The following is a 1698-nucleotide window of genomic DNA, read 5'->3' on the forward strand; positions in this document are numbered from 1 at the left end:
CCGTCGTTTGCTCGCTCAACAATTGGATCGTCCAGGCGCGAACATAGGGATCGCCATGATCGAGCAACATCGTCAGTTCCTCAGGTGTCACCGAACCGGTCACGTGGACCGCCCACAAGGCACGCAATCGTTTCGGCGAGGTGTCGGCCTGGTGAAACATCCGAACCAACTGCGTCTTGGCGTTTGAGCGATCGAGCGTCCCGGCGGCGGCCCGAGCATGCAGCAACACGCGCGCCTGGCGAACGTACCAATCGTTGGCATGCCATTGCATGGCGATCAACTCGCTGTCGGAGAGCGATCGTAGATTGGGGCGGTCAATGGGGGCCGCTCCTTCGGGCATGATCCGATAGACCCGTCCGCTTTGGGGAAAGTTAATCGCATTGCCGCAGATGTCGGTGTCGTGCCAATCCAGAATGTAGACGCCGCCTTCGGGGCCGATCTCGACACTGAATCCGACCCAGGCCAAATCGTTGGTGGGTAGAAAATCGTCACCATGTTTGCCGATAAAGCTGGAACCATTGGGCACCATCACGTCGGTCAGGACGCAGTGCTCGTGGATGTTGCACATGAACAGGCGGTCGTGATATTCCTCGGGAAACGCATCGGCCAGATAAAACCTTGCTCCGCCGTGGGCGGACAGGTGCGTGTGATCGCGGATCGTTTTGATGTCGTCATAGATATGCGGATTGATGTGCGGACGACTTTGCTTGGTGTAGACGCCGCCCTGGACGACGTGAAACAGGTGCGGGATGACGCAGCAAGTGGCGAATCCTTGACCGTGTTTGTCAAAATCGAACCCCCACGGGTTTGAGAGGCCACGGGCAAACACCTCGTACTTTTTTGTGACCGGGTGGAATCGCCAAATTCCGCCGTCGATGAATTGACGCCGTGAATCACTTTCGCCGGGACGGCCCACGCGCGACTGAGTGAACACCCCGTGGCATCCATACAGCCATCCGTCCGGCCCCCAGATGAAACTGTTCAGCGTTTCGTGGCGGTCGTTGATGCCCCAGCCGTCCAGCAGCACTTGCGGCGGTCCGTCGGGTCGATCATCACCGTCGGCGTCGGGGATAAAACTAAAATTCGGCGGCGAACCCACGTACACGCCGCCGAAGCCGACCGCGATTCCGGAGGTGAAGGTCAGGTCGTCGGCAAAGGTCTTTTTCTTGTCAAAGACGCCATCGCTGTCGGTGTCTTCCAGGATCTGAATCCGGCTGACTTTGTCGTCGGTGTGTTCGCGGCGGGTGCGGTAATTCATATTTTCGACCACCCACAAGCGGCCGCGGTCATCGAAGCAGAACGCGATTGGTTCGGCCAAGTCGGGTTCGGCTGCATAGATCGAAACGTCAAACCCTTTCGGGATCGACATCTTTTTGACCGCTTCGTCCGGTTTCAAAAACGGTGCGTCGCTGGTCCGGTGCTGTTGTTTGGGCAGCAGTTGTTGAGCGGCGACGGCGGCTGGGAAACAGAGCAGGATTGCCAATGTGAGGCAGATGCCTGGGAGCGGTGTCGTTGGGGCGTGGGCCCGTCGGCTAACGCCAGACGGCTGATCGAGTTTTAATTGCTGACTTGAGATTGTTTTTGTGATGATCATTGGGCCGCCTCCACTTGCGATTTCGTTTGCATGTATTTGACTAGATCGAACAGGTCCTTGCGGCTCAGTTGATCGAGTTGCCCTTCGGGCATCATGGACTTGTC

At 57.7% G+C, this 1698-nt stretch carries 1 protein-coding gene; it reads right to left on the bottom strand.

Going from position 1 to position 1698, the window contains the following annotated elements:
* On the bottom strand, positions 1-1483 hold a 1483-nt coding region (locus tag ABX749_RS31905; RefSeq protein WP_372899595.1), incomplete at its 3' end, for a PVC-type heme-binding CxxCH protein.
* Positions 1484-1698: the final 215 nt, after the last annotated feature.

Origin of the sequence: Stieleria sp. (assembly GCF_041595215.1) — a bacterium.
Lineage (GTDB): Bacteria > Planctomycetota > Planctomycetia > Pirellulales > Pirellulaceae > Stieleria > Stieleria magnilauensis.